General features: G+C 55.5%; 9 protein-coding genes and 1 tRNA gene. 1 reads left to right on the top strand and 9 read right to left on the bottom strand.

The genetic code is table 11. The annotated features are described in order from the left end of the window. Nucleotides 1–52: 52 nt before the first annotated feature. A complete protein-coding gene (locus tag ACST81_RS09940; protein ID WP_438752883.1) occupies nucleotides 53–796 on the bottom strand; it encodes an SIMPL domain-containing protein in 744 nt (247 codons plus the stop codon). Nucleotides 797–956: 160 nt separating this feature from the next. Between ACST81_RS09940 and ACST81_RS09945 the strand changes: the two genes are divergently transcribed. Beyond that, nucleotides 957–1,032: transfer RNA gene (locus ACST81_RS09945), tRNA-Ile, on the top strand. 8 nt (nucleotides 1,033–1,040) lie between these two features. On the opposite strand, the gene ACST81_RS09950 is transcribed toward ACST81_RS09945, so the two are convergent. The 8 genes from ACST81_RS09950 to ACST81_RS09985 form a co-directional block, all read right to left on the bottom strand. Then, complete coding sequence (locus ACST81_RS09950; RefSeq protein WP_438752885.1) at nucleotides 1,041–2,147, bottom strand: tyrosine-type recombinase/integrase; 1,107 nt, start codon at nucleotides 2,145–2,147, stop codon at nucleotides 1,041–1,043. After that, on the bottom strand, nucleotides 2,144–2,395 hold the full coding sequence (locus ACST81_RS09955) for a hypothetical protein (protein WP_438752887.1): 252 nt from the start codon (nucleotides 2,393–2,395) through the stop codon (nucleotides 2,144–2,146). Before ACST81_RS09955 ends, ACST81_RS09950 begins: the two co-directional genes overlap by 4 nt. A 186-nt stretch (nucleotides 2,396–2,581) precedes the next feature. Beyond that, complete coding sequence (locus tag ACST81_RS09960) at nucleotides 2,582–4,126, bottom strand: hypothetical protein (protein WP_438752888.1); 1,545 nt, start codon at nucleotides 4,124–4,126, stop codon at nucleotides 2,582–2,584. Further along, nucleotides 4,117–4,407 carry a ribbon-helix-helix protein, CopG family gene (locus tag ACST81_RS09965; RefSeq protein WP_438752890.1) on the bottom strand — a complete coding sequence of 97 codons (291 nt, stop codon included), beginning with the start codon at nucleotides 4,405–4,407 and terminating at the stop codon, nucleotides 4,117–4,119. The genes ACST81_RS09960 and ACST81_RS09965 overlap by 10 nt, the downstream gene beginning before the upstream one ends. A 159-nt stretch (nucleotides 4,408–4,566) precedes the next feature. Then, nucleotides 4,567–6,309: an ATP-binding protein gene (locus tag ACST81_RS09970; protein WP_438752892.1), complete on the bottom strand. Its 1,743-nt coding sequence runs from the start codon at nucleotides 6,307–6,309 to the stop codon at nucleotides 4,567–4,569. Between the two features lie 2 nt (nucleotides 6,310–6,311). Next, a complete protein-coding gene (locus ACST81_RS09975) occupies nucleotides 6,312–7,604 on the bottom strand; it encodes an SIR2 family protein (protein ID WP_438752893.1) in 1,293 nt (430 codons plus the stop codon). A gap of 146 nt (nucleotides 7,605–7,750) precedes the next feature. Beyond that, on the bottom strand, nucleotides 7,751–8,737 hold the full coding sequence (locus ACST81_RS09980) for a DUF3883 domain-containing protein (RefSeq protein ID WP_438752895.1): 987 nt from the start codon (nucleotides 8,735–8,737) through the stop codon (nucleotides 7,751–7,753). Between the two features lie 35 nt (nucleotides 8,738–8,772). Next, the gene (locus ACST81_RS09985) at nucleotides 8,773–13,710 is read right to left on the bottom strand and encodes a DEAD/DEAH box helicase (RefSeq protein WP_438752896.1); all 4,938 of its coding nucleotides are present in this window, start codon (nucleotides 13,708–13,710) and stop codon (nucleotides 8,773–8,775) included. Between the last annotated feature and the right edge of the window lie 280 nt (nucleotides 13,711–13,990).

The raw sequence follows: 13,990 nt of genomic DNA on the forward strand, positions 1-13,990 counted from the left end.
GCGGGTTTCAATTTTTCATTCCGCAGCATCCACGGCGATCCGTGGTGCGCTATTATTGCTTGATCGCGAAGGTCACGTTGACGGTGACGTTATAGCTGTTCTCTCCCGTCGCGATCGGTACGGCATCGGCGGCATATTCCTTGGCCATGCTGCGCATCATCGGCATCGGTTCCGGCCGGGATGAGTTCTCTGAAATTTCGACGATACGGCCGAGCGAAACGCCGGCGGCTTCCGAAAGCACCTTGGCCTTGGCGACGGCATCGGTCACCGCCGACTTGCGGGCCTCGGTGATGACAGCTTCGGGCTTGTCGTTGGTAAACTGGATGGAGCCACCCTGGTTGACGCCGAGTGTCACCGACTGGTCGATGATGTCGCCGAGCCTGGCAAGGTCGCGAACGGTGATCGTCAGCGAATTGGCGACCTGGTAGCCGGTCAGCACGGCCGGACGATTGCCGCCGTCGCTGTTGTCCGGATACTGGTATTGCGGATTGACCGCAAAGCCGGACGTTTGAAGGTCGCGGTCGGCGATGCCACCGCTCTTCAGCGCGTTCAGCACGTCCGCCATGGCCTTGTTGTTGGCATCGAGCGCTTCCCTGGCGGTCTTGGCATCCTTGACGACGCTGAAGGACAGGATCGCCATGTCGGGCGCGATGCTGGAACGGCCTTCGCCCGAGACGGTGATCACGGCTTCACGCGGCGCATTGTCCTGCGCCAGCGCCGAAGCACCGGCCATACCCGCAAAAGCAGCCGCAAGAACGGCGGTCCTGAGGCTGCGGGGAAAGGAGTAGGATATCATGGATTAAGTTCTCTCCGGTTGTGTTCTGTCCCTGGCTCTCTTCTTGGGCATTGATTGTGTAGGGATTGCGGCGGTGTCTTGTGGGAAAAACAGTTTTCCGCTAGAGCCAATCCACCCGCCGTCTGCCATTGGCCGGCGGGCACCGGACATGTTCCGTTGCGGGCCTGTAGCTCAATGGTTAGAGCCGGCGGCTCATAACCGCTTGGTTGGGGGTTCGAGTCCCTCCGGGCCCACCACTCACTTTTTATCCGCTTGATTTCAATGAGTTTTTCGTCTTATTTCCCTCACCGGAAATTAGGTGCGGGGAAAATTTAGTCCTGATTTGTTCCTCGACAAGTCGCGAAGACGCCTTCCCGAGGACCTCCCTATCGGCTCCCTTGGTGTAGACTTCGGCTTGCTTAACATTGACCCAGCCGAACTGCGCCATGAGCTGGTGGCTCGTTGCACCTGCTTCTGCCGCGAGTGTGGCGCTAAATTTTCGCAGTCCATGGGCACTTTTTTCGACTCCGGCGGCTCGGCAAGTGTCGCGAAACCAGTTCCCAAAGGACTCCTTTGTCAGGGGAAGGCCTTTCTTACCAACAATGAACGCAAAATCCCCAGTTTGGGTCTGCTCAATTAGGTCCAGAATTCGTGGTGAGAACTCGACCGTCACCTGAGTGTTCGTTTTCTGCGTTTTGATCTTCAAGACGTCGTCGGTCAGATGCTGACGGCCGGCGCGGACGGCGTCGGATCGCCGTAGACCCGACGCCACGATAAGCTCGAATGCCAAACGCTCACGGGTTCCCAACGGCCAGTGCTTCGTGAAATTATTGATGTCTTCGAGTGTCCAAATGGGAAAGCCGTCGGTGTTTAGCGTTTTCAGCCGCTTCACACCCGCCGTGGGGTCAACGCTAACGTGGCTGTGATCCATGCCCCATTTGAACAGAGCCGACAGCGACTTCTTGAAATTGTTTGCGAGTGCTGGCGTCGACTTCCTTCGTTCCATGGCATTCTGAACGTCGGCCTTTGTGACCGCCCTGCAATCCACTTTTCCACTGGCGTCAGTAACTTGTCTGTAGAAGAGACCGCGCTGCTTCCGAGTGGCAACACTCAGCCCACTCCACTCGGCGCTCTCCATGTACTGCTGAACGAGCCATTGTAGTGACCGGGCGATGGTCGTCGTCTCGACGTGTTCGATCCTCTGGCCGATCAGAGCTGCCTGATATGCCTTCTTAAATTCCTTAGAACCGGGAATTCCGGGCAGCCGAATACGCTCGCCCTTTCCGATTCGGAAATAGAAGACGATCTTGCCGTGCCTTGTGACTTCTTTAGCGACATGGAGAGGTAGTTTTCTGGGCATGGATACGCTCATAGCACAACTCCTCCGCGTCTGGTATGCAAAACACCACCATAGTCGCCCAGCGGCATCGGAGACACTCGAACAATACGTCCGCCGAACTCCATCTCCACCACGACCTGCTCACGCTTCGCAATATCTGCCAGACGTGCAATGTCGGCCTTGCTGATCTGGTTTCGCGCCCCCCCGGGACGGGACGAGTTCTTGCCAGTCCCCGTGTCTTCATTTTTTATCGAGTCAATTTCCATGTTCTCTGCCGCCATGCGGGTTCATGAGAAAATGGTGAGTCCAAAGCCAGTGTGTTGCAACAAATAATTCATTGAAAAATCAAAAACTTAAAAATCAGCAGGAGATTACTGACGCACTTTACTACGACTAGGAGGTAACCATAGGAAACTGTGGTCACCGTTCTAGTGAACAACGCACTGTCAGCCGGCGCGGCACCTTACTCACGGCCGCTTGGCGGACACGGGGTCTGTAAATTGCTCCGGTGATGTCCACCTTCCCAGCTTCATTTCCGCGACCGACATGAGATGAGCGACACCCTTGTCGGCCAACGCCGGGTCTTCGCTGATCATGGTTCGAATTCGGTCGATGCGCTCTAGGATTTCACGAGCGCTATTATGCCTCCGGCTCACAACTCGGACCTGCTCGGCATGAAGCTCCTTGGCCCGCGTTTCTTCTCGGTTTAGCGCTGACTCCCTTCCTGAGACGCTTATTTGCAGCCGCTGCTTTTCCTTCTCGGCGACGACCAATGCCCGTTCGAGGTCTTGTATTCTCCGGCGGCGGCGGGCCGCCAATCCGATGGCATAACACCACCATTGCACACGGGGCGCTTTCGAGAGCTGTTCGTGGATGTCCCAACGACGGTCCCGTGTAGCCTTCAGCTTCCCGTTCGCATCTCTAAGTTCTTCCTTTATCCGTTTAACCGCCGGCGTAGGTTTGAAAACCGGAAACGACGTCAATAGGTCATTAGATGCCTTGTTTTCCATAACGGTGAGTTCCTCTGCTATTTGGGCAAACGAGGACCTCGCACTGGCAGGCCGCTCAGGCTGCGCCGGATGCAGCGGAACAATGAAATTTAGAGCCCTGCTTTCTTTGAGTTCCTGTGAAATCGAATGGTCCTTGCTGGTCGGCGGCTTCTGGACCGGCAAAGTCGAAACATCGGGTTCCATCAGCATATTGACCTCTGACTTCCGTCGGCTTGCCAGCCTATGCAGTGCGCCTACCAGGATGCCGTCGGCAGTGTTTACGACGATCCAAGTTCCCGGCTTGTCCCCTGGCTTGACCTCCAATCCCGCAGCCGATAGCGCCTCTACAAGACCGGCTCGCGAAGTCGCGTCACTCACAGCGTCTCTTACGATCTGACGCAGTGCGGGCAGGTCTAATCCAAGACGCTTTTTCTCCTGATGTTGAGCATGAGTGAACGCCTCCGCTTGGATAGGGGGCATTAGAAGCAATGTCCGCTCCAGAGCATCGGCAGCACAAGTCATTCCTCGCTTGCGTAGACCCTTGATGACCGTATGGGTGTGTTTGCCTGCGAGGAACGGATGGCCAAATGCATATTCGCTCGCTCTTGCCACCAGCTCGTGCACCACCCGATCAAACGAAGATTTCAGGACACAACTGGTCACCGGGTCCACTTCGCCGACGAGCACATGCCAATGAAGGTCGGTAGCGTCTTGGGTGGAGCGTCTCTTGCGATGTTCAACCACGACAGCACGGTCTACGTCGAACTCGAACTCCTTGGCGATCATATCGAGGACTTGTCGCATCTGCGGCCTGTCGATGGTCGTGTGCGGCGCAACAATCCAGTGCCGCACGGAATAGGCCGCCCCCTTGGCGAGGGCGTCGCTGTGCATGTCCTGAATATCCGACGCAGTGCCTCGGAGAAACGCGATCGACTCGTTGTCGTCGCCATTCCTGAGGTGCCGAATAAGGCGATTGATGCCCGATTTTGAACGAATGCGCAGCCCTTTGATTATCATTTGCATTGGACCAGCTCTTGCGCTGCTGTCCGTAAAGCCGCGACTTCGCCACGGAGATGGCGAACATCGATCGGCGTTGAATTCATGACGTCGAGCAGACGATTCGCGGAACGGCGGACATCAGCGCAGGCTCGTCGAAGTCTGTTGCCCGGGACCTCGCCGCGAACGGCGTCGGCTGCAGCTCGGCGCAGAATTTCAGAAACAGGACTGCCGATCCGTTGACTTAATTCTTCAATGCGGCCCTTCTCTGCCTCCGAAATCCTGAACCGTATCGATGAATCTTTCATCGCTGTGCCTCTCCTGGGGGTTCCACAGGGGGCCTCGCCCCCTTGGCCTGCTGCGCGTGTTCACACGCGCATGGCTGGCAACCGAAGGTCACTCGGAATTAAGTGACTACAAGAGAAGAGTTGAGCCGAATTTCACCGGCGGCAAGTCTGTAGTAGTGCCTACCAGTCATCGCCTGCATTCACCGGTCCCGCTTGTGCGAAGCGTTGCTGATGACGCTCTTTCCAATGAGACTGAAATTGGGGTCCCTTCGAATCCGGCGGTGATTTGGGGCGTAGAATGCGCAATGGCAAAGGTGTGGGCAAATCCGGGCCGATGATGATCGCTTCGCCGGGAGCTAGCATTGGAATGAACTGAGTGGCGGCACGGTCGAGGTCGCCACAGGCATGTTCGACTGTGCTGCGGTCCTGTTCGTTCGTCAGGCGATGAACGATCAGCGTGCCGAGCTGGCTCAATACATCTTGGGGAATGTCGCGCGGGCGCTGCGTGGCCAGCACGGTTGTCAGGCCATATTTGCGCCCCTCTTTGGCGATCAAGCCAAATGAATCGAGACGGACGCTCCCGTACTCATCGCCGATCGTCCGGCCAAGGAATTGATGCGCTTCGTCCAGAAAAACGATGATCGGGGTATCCCTAAAGCGGCCTTCGCGAGCGAGGCCGAGAAGATATCGCCCAATAATGTTTAACAGCAGTTCGCGCGTACTGTGCTCGAACCTGACTTCCTTAAACGATATCAGGGCGACATCGCGTTCGTTGTCATCCAGAAAGCTATCGACTTCATCGACAAGTGAGGTGCCATGCGTTTGGAACAGGCATTCCAGCTCACGAGAATTGATCAGCGTCGCTATACGAGAGGAAAGCGATTCACAGTAGCTGGCGGCGTTGTTGTCTGTCCCGCCAAAGTTCGCCGGATTGTTCGTGGCATTGCCCCACACGCACTCCTGCTTGATCTGCTCGGACAAATTCGTGATGTCAAAATCGCATTTCGTAGTGTGGAGAGCGGCGGCGTTGGCCTGGAGTGCGCCGAAGAATGGGCCACGCGGCCGATTGGCCTTCTCCAGAACGCCATTCTGGACATGCAATCCGGCGGGAATTGCATGTTCGACAGCACGTACGAGTTTCAGACTCTTAATGGCGTCGCGGAGCTTCGGCCCTTGGCTCTGCCCTGACGGTCGAAATAACGAAAAAAGGTCGTCCTCGGTGGTTTCGGTATAGGGGAAATGAACATGCTGCGTGTGAGGGACATCGGCTTCGAACGCGAAGACCGTGTCTACACTCGCCATGTCGCAAAACTCGCCGGTCGGATCAAAGATGATCGCTTTCCCGCTCTGTGCCTTAATCTGCTCTATAAGGCCGGCGATCGTCCAACTCTTTCCACCGCCTGTGGCACCGAAGATGCCACAGTGACGACCGAATAGTTTTTCCGGTGGCAATTCGATTGTGACTCCTTGGCCACCGGCCTCGATCATGCCGACAGGAACGTTGATTTCACCCGCTTTGGTGGCGCTCTTACCGATCATTTGTGCGAGAATGTCGGCACTCGCGAGGAAGACCCCGTCTCCAATCTTGGGATAGGTGTTGATGCCGCGCGCAAGCTTTGTATCGCCATCGGTAACAGTTGAGAGCAACTGAATGCGTCCGATAGGATTTGGCGTGACCGGAGCGCCGAGGCGGGGTTCGACAGACAGGCGCTCGGCGTCTGGAATTCTAACTTCCGTAATCCGCCCCAATAGTTTGACACGTTCGCAATCGATGAACACGAAATCGCCGACTGCTCCCCGAGAAAGAGCGCGTCTTTCTGGCTGGGCACTTGCAAGAGGAAGATTGGCCTGGACCTGGCTGGCATTTACCAGAGTGACAGTGCCTATGTATTTGTCAGGATCAACTGGGCTCCTCGTTACCATTGTCATAGCCCCGGATCGCGTAGCGCCTTGACGCGCTCTGCGTGCCGCTCTCTATCGGTCTCTCCAATCAGGTCTGGCATCGCTGCCGCGAGGTCTTCAAATCGTCCGTTGATGAGGTGGACGCGGGGGTCGCCGCTAACGGCAAGCGACATAATCTTCGACAAGAACGAATTGCTATGGGGATCACCGGTCGGAATGGCACGAGTCGGGCCTTCGGGACGTGCCCCACGTAGATCGGCCTCAGAGAGAATGAAGCCAGGATCGCAAATGATCAGTCGCAGCGACAGATTGGATTCGAGGGCGGAAAGGATGGGGCGGCTGATGTGGTCATCGTTGAAACCAAAGCCTGCAACCACGAGCGCGGTGTCGGGTTCGCGCAGCGCTGTCTGAAAGGCACCCATCATGTCGAGATAGGGCGGCTCGAATGCCTCTTGGTATTTGCTGGATCGCGGGTAGATGAGGACCGGCCTGCCTTTGGTATTGTCTCGGGATCGCAAAACCTCGACGTCGACGCGACGCCAGTCTGTCGAACCGTGTAGCTTGTAAAGTTGGAAGACGTTGGGAATGTAGTCGGGGGCGTCCTTGGTCGCGTCGCGCCGAACAATGTCCAGTTCAAAGTGCTGCCGATCATAGACCTGGTCCAGTGAATGCGAGAAGCCGTCTATGATGGTGAAGCGCAGCCGGCGCGCCGCCTCCTCAATTGTCAGGTCATAATTTGTCGTAAAGAGCTTCGCCCGGGTCTTGCGAAAGCCACGACGACCGATCTTCCTGACGTAGGCTTCATGCGCTACCAAAGTGGTGCTCTGGCTGACGAAATCGACTTTCTCAAGAATGCAAGACTCCGCTTGAGCAACGAAGTCCTTGACTGCGGTGACGTCCTGATTGTTGTCGTCCGCAGCATCATTGAGTTCCAGATAAACCTTGCAAAGGCTCAGGAGCTTCTCGATATTCTGACCGATGGTGGCATTCGGAAATCGCGCACAGACGGCGGCAAATACCAGCTGTCCCACGGCCGCCTCGACTGCGTCCCACAAATCTCGCATCGAAGGAGCCTGTGGCTGCCCGGCAGCGTTGCGCGCGCACAGAGAAGCACCTGCTCCGGTCAACGTGGAGAAATTTGACGCAGATAAGGCATTGATGAGTGCGCTGTCTATTCCTTCCTTGCTGCCGCGTTCAACGACCTTTCCATCGTTATCCTCGCGATTTCCATAGGTAACCCATCCCCTACCGGGAACCAGTAGCCGGAGATTGTCTTTCGCTGCAGCGGTCTCATTCCAATAATCCCAAACGGTCACTTGGCATCCCCCCGGTCCCCTGACCAGGTCGAGCGACCTATAGGGTCAACAGTTTCGGCGTACCCGAGCTTACCTTTGTTCAAATCGAAGTCTTTCATTTAGTTCTTCTCACTTCCGAGTTCTTCACCCGGTACGGTGTGTCTTTGTCAGGCGATAGAAAGACGGGCCGCGATTATAGGCTCAACCCTTAGACGTTGCCCGTCGTCAGTCAGCCAGACCAGATCATTTCCCTTCGACAGGATTGCATCGTGCCGAAAGATGTAAGCCTTCGGCTTCACCGACAGGGCCTCGGGAACGACGTAGATAATGTAGTCCATCCGGTGTTCAGGCGAGCGCATTTTCGCGTACTCGTTCGGCGTCAGCTCGACGATGAGGTCTTTCCCAGAAAGTCCTTTGACCTCGACTTTGAGGCAGCCTCCGCCTTCAGCGAATGCTTCAAGGTCCCAACCGACGCCGTCTTTCTCGACGGAATCCACCCGATGAGCGCCTCCTTCGTCTGACTCGAAGTACGCGATCGCATGGTTGATCGCGGCCTGCTCCACCTTGCGGCGTAACTCGGGGTCTGTCTGCCTTGGGGATTTGGCCGGTCGTTTAGCACGTCGCCCGCCTCGGGCGATGTATTCAGCGACGTCCGCGTTGAAGGCCTCTCCTTTGCCGTACCAGACCGGGCTTTGCCCCAAGTTACCAGGCTCTTTCGCCGTCGGAATGACGTATGCTCTGGCGTCGATTGGCAACAGTACCGCGTCGGCAGCTGGCGCTTCTATCTGATACCCGACTTCGAAGCCCGACGAGCGTTCGAGACGACGATGCTCGGCGTTCCGGTGGATACGCGCGTTCCGATACCATCCGATGATGACTGTCTTCTTGGTGCGGGGGTTGCGAGCAATCCAGACCACAGTGACGCCGTCGATCGCAGCTTCGCTTCTTTGCGCTCCAAGTCTCGAAATCTCGATCTCGGCAGAACGAGGGACATAACCATAGACCTTGCCCTTGATCGGATCGAAGTTCCAAGACTCGTGCGCGATGTCATTCGTCTTTAGGAAACCGAAGTTCCCTTCGGCCTTGTCTCCCTTCGGTCCCCGGTATTGGGTCATCCAGGCGTGGTTTATGTAGATCAGTCTCTCGGTCGCCATTGTCCCCCCTTGTCGCGTCTGCTGGATTTGTCCGCTTAGATTTCCAGCTTCGGAAGCGCTCGGACTGTCTTCATGGTTTCCAGGCTCACGGTAATGACGCGTTGGAACAGGTTCAGCGGATACGCCGGGTCGCCGACCGTCTCGATGGCATAGCGGTTGGCGTCATTGACGATATCACTCCCTCGCTTCGTTTCCGGGTTGTGGCGATCCACACTCACGCTCTGTCGCTCCATCACCCATTCAAGCGCCGGCCTGCCATTGACGATGTAATCGTATGCCTCGATCGGAATGCCGGTTATCGTAATGTTGCTATTGTAAATGACCGTTGTCTTGTCGATGTGCGGGCGTTTGCTGCCAAATTTCATCTTGTCTACGCGGTAAAATTTGTGAGGATCATCGATCGTCGCAAGCTCCAGGCTGCCCTGCTTGAATGTCACCGGATACGGCTCGACCTGCTCATAGTCACAGTGAAGATTCCCCAAAGCCCGACCAGCCTCGACAAAACGCCAGAAATCGGCTGCTCTCTTTACCGCCGGAATGCGCGGCAACTGCTTGGAAAGGTTGTCTGCAAAGCGGCTGACGTATTCGTCAGAATGAAAGAGCCCGTAAACATAGTAGAACAGGTCGTCTTTGGTGATGATTTCTCCTGGGTACGCAGCTTGGAAATGGGTCAGCCCCTCATCGGTGATCGCGTCACGACGCCGCTGCCCGCCCCCGCCAGTTGTGCTGACCATCAGGAGGTCACCTTGATCGCTGTCGGTCGAATCCTGTTCGTCATCGAAACAGTAGCGAGGGAAACACTGGGTTCCCGCCTTTGCAGCCATCATTGATAAATCAACAACTGTGCTGGACATTAAAGGGGAGAAAGCCGTTACGTTGCCCGGTGCAGGAATACAGATCACCCTATTTTCCGCCAACCTATCTCCCATCGGGAAGATGCGCGGCATTTGGTAGACCATTTCATTGAATGTCCGGCTGTAATAGAGCCATTGCCGGGTAAAGGGACGATAGAGATTTCTGGTGATGCAGGCATCGTCATAGAGGAACCGTTTGCCTTTGACCAAGTCACCTTTCAACGCTCGCGTCCAACTGATCTTCCGTGGGTCTGTATTAATGTTCTGGTCTACAGAAGCGTAACGCGCCTTGCGGTCGACATTTACATGGCAATCGTCGAAGCGATCAGCCTCATAGTTGTAGAAGTCGATCATGCGGCGCATGTTCAGCGCAAGCTCGGCGCTACTGGCGTTGTACGCCCATGCATCGCGGTTCGTCCCTATGCCAAGCGAAAAGGTTTCGAACAACTTTCTTTCCGAACCTCTCTTGTCACCTATAGCAATGAATGCCTCAAAACTACTGTCGCGTTGTGTGAGCCAATCGCCATGGTCATCTGGAAGAATCGTTCTCCAGCCTGTCGCGCTCCCGATTCCAGCAATGCTGCCGAGCTGCGACACAGACGCTAGCTTCTCCTTTTGGGTTAGGTAATCACCGACGTCGTGAAAGAATATTTTCCCATACGTGTCCGCGTTAGGGTTTTTCACCATCACCGTGATAGCTACGGGCGTGCGAGTACCTTGACCGAAGACGTTGTCTTTTTCCTTGCGGCGTCTCTCACCCAACGTGTTTGCGTTGCCACGCAAATGGAAGACGTGCATGGTCGCGAACTCTTCGGCCAAACATTTTCTCAGTCCATCGGCTGAATTGCTGTCAAGCCAGCCCGCATTTGAAACATAGGCGATGACCCCAGCGTCCCCAATGCGGTCACTTGCCCACCGGATGGCGCGGATATAACTATTGTACAATCCTTTCATCAGCTTGGCATTTGATCTGGCGGCATAGGTGGAACGAATTCGACCATCCAGCTTGGGGTAGATCAGGTTATCTGCATTGTCGTTTTCACTCTTCTGTCCTTCTGAATAGGGCGGGTTGCCAACGATAACGCGGATGTCCAATTGCTTTTGTCGAGTTCGGCGACTGCTGTTGTCTGCCATCAGATCGCTAATTAGGTCGCGTTCCTGCTCGTAAAGCTGAAAGGTATCGGTAAGGCAGATGCCCTCGAAAGGGACATAGTCACCGCCAGCCAGAGCGTGATAAGTGGCTTCGATATTGATGGCTGCGATATAGTAGGCGAGCAGCACAATCTCGTTGGCATGAATTTCGTTCCGATACTTGTGTTCAAGCTCGTCCGGCTTGATCAGGCCGGATTGCAAAAGCCGGGTGATGAACGTGCCCGTTCCAGTGAAAGGATCAAGGATATGGACGCCCCGACTGCCAAGGGTCTGGCCGAACTCTGATTGCAGGACTTCGTTGACCGAGTGAATGATGAAGTCCACCACTTCGACCGGTGTATAGACAATCCCAAGCCGCTCCGTCATTTTGGGGAATGCGTTCCGGAAAAACTTGTCGTATAGCTCGACTACGATCTTCTGTTTGCCTTCGGCGTTGTTAACTCCGGATGCTCGGATTTTGACGTCCGCATAGAATTTCTGGAGGCTTGTGGATTCCTTTTCCAGATTGTGTTCGTGCAAGGCGTCCAGAACGCCCTGCATAGCGCGGGAAACCGGATTTTCCTTGGTGAAGTTGTATCCCTCGAACAGTGCCTCGAAAACCGGCCGGGTGATGAGGTGCTGCGCCAGCATCTCGACCGCCTCGTCTTCGGTAATGCTATCGTTGAGATCATCGCGGAGTTCTGACAGGAATTCTTCGAAAGCTTTTCTCTCGCCACTATCAGGTTGCTCCACCAACGCCTTGATCCGGGTGATATGGGTTTGGGCCACCTTTGCGATATCGGTTGCCCAATCCTCCCAATAGGAACGACGTCCACATTTCTTCACGATTTTCGCCAGTATCGCCTTCGAGATTTCATCGAACACGAAGGATTTTTGGACCGGTTCAGATATGATTGCGCCGGTGAAGTCTTCCCGCTCGTCGGCACTGCCGCCCTGACCAATGCCTAGCCCGGTTCTTTCGGGTTTGTCCCTCGTTGGCAAATCTGTGCTGACTGCGACGATCTCGATGTGGCTCGAGACGTCAACGCCCAAATCCATCTTGTTGATGGTGGCGTCAAATCGGTCATCGTGAGCGCGAAGCGCGTTCAAGATTTGCCAGACGACCCGATATTTTTCGTTGTTGTTCAGCGCTTCCTCGGGCTCGACTCCGGCCGGAATACCGACGGGCAGGATGACATAACCCATCTTCTTGCCTGGAGCGCGGCGCATGACGCGACCGACCGATTGAACAACATCGATCTGGGACTTGCGCGGGTGAAGGAACATGATGGCGTCCAGCGCCGGGACGTCGACACCTTCCGACAGGCAGCGAGCATTGCTCAGGATGCGGCAGGTGCTCTCATCGGTCTCTTCCTTCAGCCATATGAGTCGCTCGTTCCGGGACTTCGCGTTGAACGTACCGTCAACGTGCTCAAGCTCACATTGAAGTCTGTATTGTTCGGCCGGGAACCCATCCATGACATTGCCGCCGGTGAGATATTCGTCGATCACCTTGCCGAATTCGTTTGTGATCAGCTTCGAGCTGCGGATGTCTTTGCAAAATGCCAATGCCCTCTTCATCGGCAAAATGTCGGTGGCAACGTCCTGCTTGAGGTCTTCCTTTGTCAGTGCCTTGTAGCAGCCAATAATCTTCGTGGCGTCGTCAAGAACCAGTTCACTGTGTTCATCGGCAAGTCTACGCTGGACGCCAGCCGAAACGACGGCTTCATCCACGGCAAGCACGATAACCTTGTAATCGGTCAGCAGTCCGTTCTGGACGGCCCATGAGAACCCACGCTGGAACAAGACTTCACCGTAAAGCGAGACGTCATCCATGGAGCAAAGTTCGACTGAGGCTTCGCTGGCCTTCGTCTTGACGCCGTCGCCGTAGATGCGCGGCGTCGCTGTCATGTACAGGCGCTTCTTTCCTTGAATGAAGTCCTGACTGTGGACTTTGATGAAATTCGACTCTTCCTCATCCTCGAATCTGGCACCGGTCGTCCGGTGGGCCTCGTCGCAGATGATGAGATCGAATTCCGGCAGGCCGAACTTCCTCTGAGCGTCAGATATGGTCTGGATGGATTGGTAGGTTGAGAATACCACCGTCATCCTGAGATCAGCGTGCGAAGTGACTTTGGCAGCCAGCACCTTCGCGTCTGTTGTTGCAGGGTACGCAAGGTCGTGAATATCGATATCGCCGAGATCGTCGCCGCTCTTGCGTTTGCCGACCTGGACGTCGGAACAGACGGCGAAGCAGCGTAGTGGCGTTTCAGTGTCTATGGACCACTCGCGTACTGACTGAGACATGAGCGCGAGCGACGGAACGAGATAAAGGACCATTTTGCCGACGCCCGCGTAGTCTTCCGCGATCTTCAGACTTGTGAAGGTCTTACCTGTTCCACAGGCCATGATCAGCTTGCCGCGGTCCGCACTAGCGAAGCCGTCCTTCACGGCAACAAGCGCTTCCTTCTGGTGAGGTCTGAGTTCTTTCTTTTGGGCGAGGACAACTTTCGAGTCCTTGATATAGGTCGTCCAGTCGATTGGGCTTTGCTCGATGTCGGAAAGGCCGATCCGCTGCGTGCCGATGTTCTGGTCCCGCAACGCGCCTTCGGCGTGTTCGCTCCAATTGGTATTCGTGGTGTCGATGATCAGTCGCTCGGTGAACGGCTTCTTGCCCGACGCTGTGAAGAAGGAGTCGATGTCGCTCTTCTGGATGCGGTGACCTTCGCGGTAGAACTTGCACTGGATGGCACAGAAGCCGCCATCCTCATGCACCCGGGCTACCAGATCGATGCCTGTATCCTGACCGCTTATGCTTCTTTCAGACGCGAATTCCGCATAGGTCCAGACCTTGTCAAAGCGCTGCGCATATTGCGGATCATTCTCGAAGAAAACCTTGGCGAGATTTTCGAAATACGTTCCCTTCTCACGTTCGCTCTTGGAACCGTTACGGTAGCGGTCGAAAAGTTCTTTGAGTGCACTGGACATCGAATCTCTCGAAATACGGGAACTTGCGGCGTCTTGTATCGCATTGGGATTTCATGGTGTCCATGAAGTCCTCACTTCCTGCTATTGCAGGCCACAGAAAGAGTTGATGAGCATATCGGAGCCGGGAGCATAGCGCCCCGACAGGACCCGGCGGGAATTCGCGCATGTGAAATCGGAAACAAAGGTAGCCGTAGGAGCGACAGATGTCGCGGGACCGACTGCCGCCGATTTGGCATTCCTTAATCTGTCGGTCTGCTTGGGCGGTCGGAGTTTAGTGCGG

The sequence above is a fragment of the Pararhizobium sp. O133 genome (assembly GCF_051669845.1).
In the GTDB taxonomy this organism is placed as follows: domain Bacteria; phylum Pseudomonadota; class Alphaproteobacteria; order Rhizobiales; family Rhizobiaceae; genus Pararhizobium.

Bases quoted from the DNA above. Each gene is read 5' to 3' on its own strand.
- ACST81_RS09940 (WP_438752883.1), bottom strand. From the start codon at position 796: ATGATATCCTACTCCTTTCCCCGCAGCCTCAGGACCGCCGTTCTTGCG.
- ACST81_RS09950 (WP_438752885.1), bottom strand. From the start codon at position 2,147: ATGAGCGTATCCATGCCCAGAAAACTACCTCTCCATGTCGCTAAAGAA.
- ACST81_RS09955 (WP_438752887.1), bottom strand. From the start codon at position 2,395: ATGGCGGCAGAGAACATGGAAATTGACTCGATAAAAAATGAAGACACG.
- ACST81_RS09960 (WP_438752888.1), bottom strand. From the start codon at position 4,126: ATGCAAATGATAATCAAAGGGCTGCGCATTCGTTCAAAATCGGGCATC.
- ACST81_RS09965 (WP_438752890.1), bottom strand. From the start codon at position 4,407: ATGAAAGATTCATCGATACGGTTCAGGATTTCGGAGGCAGAGAAGGGC.
- ACST81_RS09970 (WP_438752892.1), bottom strand. From the start codon at position 6,309: ATGGTAACGAGGAGCCCAGTTGATCCTGACAAATACATAGGCACTGTC.
- ACST81_RS09980 (WP_438752895.1), bottom strand. From the start codon at position 8,737: ATGGCGACCGAGAGACTGATCTACATAAACCACGCCTGGATGACCCAA.
- ACST81_RS09985 (WP_438752896.1), bottom strand. From the start codon at position 13,710: ATGTCCAGTGCACTCAAAGAACTTTTCGACCGCTACCGTAACGGTTCC.